The organism is uncultured Streptococcus sp. (assembly GCF_938036805.1).
In the GTDB taxonomy this organism is placed as follows: Bacteria; Bacillota; Bacilli; order Lactobacillales; family Streptococcaceae; genus Streptococcus.
Map to the genome: position 1 here is coordinate 1 of NZ_CALHWC010000125.1, position 3,706 is coordinate 3,706.

Here is a 3,706-nt window from a genome sequence, read left to right on the forward strand (position 1 = left end):
AGAAAGGACTTAACCAAAATCCCCTATGAAAATCACAAAAATCGAAAAGAAAAAACAGCTCTACCTCTTGGAGTTGGACGACAGTGAAAAGCTCTATATCACCGAAGACACCATTGTCCGCTTCATGCTGTCCAAAGGAATGGAAATCACAGAGCAGGAGCTATCAGAAATTCAACACTATGCCCAATTCTCTTACGGAAAAAATCTAGCTCTCTACCATCTCTCCTTCAAGCAAAGGACTGCCAAGGAAGTTAAAGACTACTTAACACAGCACGACATCCAACCAGAAATCATCAGCCAAGTCTTGGACAATCTAAAAAAGGATAATTGGATTAATGATAGAAAATATGCTAACTCTTTTATCCAATCCAATCTTCTCACTGGTGACAAAGGCGCTTTTGTTCTCAAGCAAAAACTCAGCCAAAAAGGAATTTCTAACACTATTATTGAAGAAGAATTGAGACAATTTGATTTCACTGAAGTAGCCGAGCGAGTTGCCGAAAAGCTGCTCAAAAAATACCAAGGAAAGCTTCCTAGTAAAGCTTTGCAAGATAAAATCCTCCAAGCCCTGATAAACAAAGGATTTTCCTATGGACAAGCCAAAGAGGCTTATCAACATTTAGACATCGAAGAAGACCAAGAAAACCAACAAGAGCTGCTCTACAAAGAGCTAGACAAGCAATACCGCAAGTACTCCAAAAAGTACGAGGGCTATGACTTAAAACAGCGTCTGACCCAAGCTCTAGCCCGCAAAGGCTATGATTTCTCCGACATTGCCAGCGCTCTAAGAGAATATCTTTAAGATTTTCTATGAAAACTTAGGCATTTTTATGAAAATATGTTACAATAAAGAGGATAAACTTATAAATTGTAGAAAGTTGGTAGGTTATGAAACTTCCCAAAGAAGGCGACTTTATTACAATTCAAAGTTATAAGCATGATGGGAATCTTCACCGCACTTGGCGAGATACCATGGTACTAAAGACGACAGAAAATGCCATTATTGGCGTTAATGACCACACACTGGTGACAGAAAGTGATGGCCGGCGCTGGGTAACACGAGAGCCTGCCATTGTCTATTTTCATAAGAAATATTGGTTTAATATCATTGCCATGATTCGTGACAATGGCACTTCATACTACTGCAACCTTGCCAGCCCCTACTATCTGGACAATGAAGCCCTCAAGTACATCGACTATGATTTAGATGTCAAGGTTTTCACAGACGGAGAAAAACGGCTGCTTGATGTGGAAGAATATGAACGTCATAAAAGGCAAATGAACTATTCGGATGATTTGGATTTCATTCTCAAGGAAAACGTTAAGATTCTGGTTGACTGGATCAACAACGAACGTGGTCCCTTCTCCGATGCTTATGTGAAAATTTGGTACAAACGTTATGTTGAACTAAAGAATCGATAAAGTTGTCAAAGAGCGCAAGCTCTTTTTTCTTGCTCTCTTTCTCAAAAGACCTTCGTCCAGTAAGGAAGCAATTTCTTGCAATTCCTACTTATTTCTTGTATGATAGAACCAACAATATTGCTGTGTCAGACTAAATAACTGATATTTGGTCTACCGCAGCTAGGTTTCCAGAAAGGAGTGAGTCTCATGGCTTTTACCAATACTCGTGGTCGCTATGCCAGCTTTGGCGCTATCACTAGCCTTCCAGATGACGTGATTGACACTTTCTGGTACATTATCGACAACTTCCTTAAAGATGTCTTTCCCCTGAATAACCTGATTCGCTTTGAATTGATCAATAACAAGGGCAAGTTGACCTTCCGCTTCTCTGAGGACCATCTCGATACACTTATCTCCTTTGATTTTACCTATAAGTTTGACCCCTTCTATCCTCGAATGATCTACGTTGTGGACAATGACGGTAGAGAAACAGTCATGTTAGCTGATGAATACTCCATGTTTTAAGAAAGCAAAATCCAGTTGAGACACCGTCACTAAGATCGGTTCCTTCAACTGGATTTTTTATTTGTTGTAAATCATTTTGATATGGGGCGTTGATTCAAAGATAAAAGTCTCTCCCTGAGTTACAAAACCGAATTTTTCATAAAGCCCCACGACTGGCTCCTGAGCTTCAATTTCAATGATTTTTCTCGGCCACTTTTTCTCACAAAGAAGCAGGATTTCCTCTACCAATCTATTCCCTAAGCCCTTTCCTCTGTCTGACGGGGCTGTCACAAGGCGACCAAAAACGACTTTTCCATCTTCCACAAACACGCGGGCATAGGCATCTATTTTCTCTTGTTTATTAACATGAAAAATATGAACAGCTTTTAAGTCTTTTTCATCCAATTCATGGTAGATTCGCTCTTGCTCAACGACAAAGGTATCGATCCGCAGTTTTAAAATCTTGTAAAACTCTAGCGTGTCCAACTCTTGCAAATATTTTTTATGCCACATGCTTGTTTCCGTCCTTGCTTTATTATATAATCATTGTAAATGCAACTATCAAAGGAGTTCTTATGGATTACCGTCAGTTATTTCGTCAAATGGGGTTCATCTCCCGTCAAGCTATGATGAGAATGAATCAAGAAGCTAGCCAATACGGGCTTGATAATAATCTCTTTCTCATTCTTACTCGCATTGTCGAACATCCTGCCATCCATCAATCTCAGCTGGCAGAGCTGGTTCAGATTGACAAGACTACCCTGAGCCGCTCTCTAAGAAAGCTGGAGGAAAGAGGTTTGATTATCAAAAAGACCAAGCAAGAGAATAAGAAATTTAAAGAGCTCTATCCAACGATTTCTGCTCTAAAAGTATATGACAAGCTGATTGGCTACGAGGATCGATATATCCAGACCAGTCTGCGTCAACTGACTTCATCTGAACTCTTTCAACTGGATCATATCTTACAGAAAATTCAGAACTCTCAACAAGAAGAAGTATAACATAAAATAGTTGCATTTGCAACTATCTTACATTAAAACTAAAGCTATTAAAAACGGCTGCTTGCAAGTGACTAAGTGAATCCTCCTCGTCTCTGCAAGCAAAACCGCCTTAATAGCTTTTTAAGTTAGTTGATTAAAATCCCAGATCTGGTCCATCCAGCCTTCATAAAAATCAGGCTCGTGGCAGACCATGAGAATGCTGCCCTTGTATTCTTTCAGAGCGCGCTTGAGCTCCTCCTTGGCATCTACATCCAGGTGATTGGTCGGTTCGTCCAGAACCAGAACATTATTTTCTCGGTTCATGAGGAGACAAAGGCGGACCTTGGCCTGCTCCCCACCTGAAAGAACCTGAATCTGACTCTCGATATGCTTGGAAGTCAAGCCACATCTGGCCAGAGCTGCTCGAACTTCTGCTTGGTTAAGGGCCGGAAAGGCATTCCAGACTGCCTCGAGTGGTGTCTGACGATTGCCACCTTCGACTTCCTGCTCGAAATAACCCAGCTCCAGATAGTCCCCACGCTCTACTTGACCTGCGATAGGCGGGATAATCCCCAGCAAACTCTTAAGAAGAGTTGTTTTTCCAATCCCATTTGCCCCGATGATGGCCACCTTCTGATTACGCTCAAAGGTCAGATTAAGGGGTTGGGTCAGTGGACGGTCATACCCAATCTGTAAGTCCTTGGCTTGGAAGATAAAACGGCCAGGTGTACGGGCAGGTTTGAAATCAAAGGACGGCTTTGGTTTCTCACTTTGCAGCTCAATAATGTCCATCTTATCCAGCTTTTTCTGGCGGGACATGG

6 protein-coding genes are annotated in these 3,706 nt (G+C 41.4%); 4 read left to right on the forward strand and 2 right to left on the reverse strand.

Annotation, left to right across the window (positions count from 1 at the left end; translation table 11 throughout):
• Positions 1-25 precede the first annotated feature (25 nt).
• From recX to Q0191_RS05020, 3 genes are all read left to right on the forward strand, one after another.
• On the forward strand, positions 26-802 hold the full coding sequence (gene recX, locus Q0191_RS05010; protein WP_297664389.1) for a recombination regulator RecX: 777 nt from the start codon (positions 26-28) through the stop codon (positions 800-802).
• Positions 803-888: 86 nt separating this feature from the next.
• On the forward strand, positions 889-1,422 hold the full coding sequence (locus Q0191_RS05015) for a DUF402 domain-containing protein (protein WP_005590859.1): 534 nt from the start codon (positions 889-891) through the stop codon (positions 1,420-1,422).
• A gap of 186 nt (positions 1,423-1,608) precedes the next feature.
• Positions 1,609-1,926: a DUF960 domain-containing protein gene (locus Q0191_RS05020; RefSeq protein WP_015605549.1), complete on the forward strand. Its 318-nt coding sequence runs from the start codon at positions 1,609-1,611 to the stop codon at positions 1,924-1,926.
• Positions 1,927-1,983: 57 nt separating this feature from the next.
• Here Q0191_RS05020 and Q0191_RS05025 read toward each other — a convergent pair whose 3' ends face one another.
• The gene (locus tag Q0191_RS05025; protein WP_297664393.1) at positions 1,984-2,418 is read right to left on the reverse strand and encodes a GNAT family N-acetyltransferase; all 435 of its coding nucleotides are present in this window, start codon (positions 2,416-2,418) and stop codon (positions 1,984-1,986) included.
• 62 nt (positions 2,419-2,480) lie between these two features.
• On the opposite strand from Q0191_RS05025, the gene Q0191_RS05030 reads away from it, so the two are divergent.
• Complete coding sequence (locus tag Q0191_RS05030; protein WP_297664395.1) at positions 2,481-2,906, forward strand: MarR family winged helix-turn-helix transcriptional regulator; 426 nt, start codon at positions 2,481-2,483, stop codon at positions 2,904-2,906.
• Between the two features lie 120 nt (positions 2,907-3,026).
• Here the strand turns inward: Q0191_RS05030 and Q0191_RS05035 are convergent.
• Positions 3,027-3,706 (reverse strand): ATP-binding cassette domain-containing protein (locus Q0191_RS05035; protein WP_297664397.1); only part of this gene is annotated, 680 nt, incomplete at its 5' end.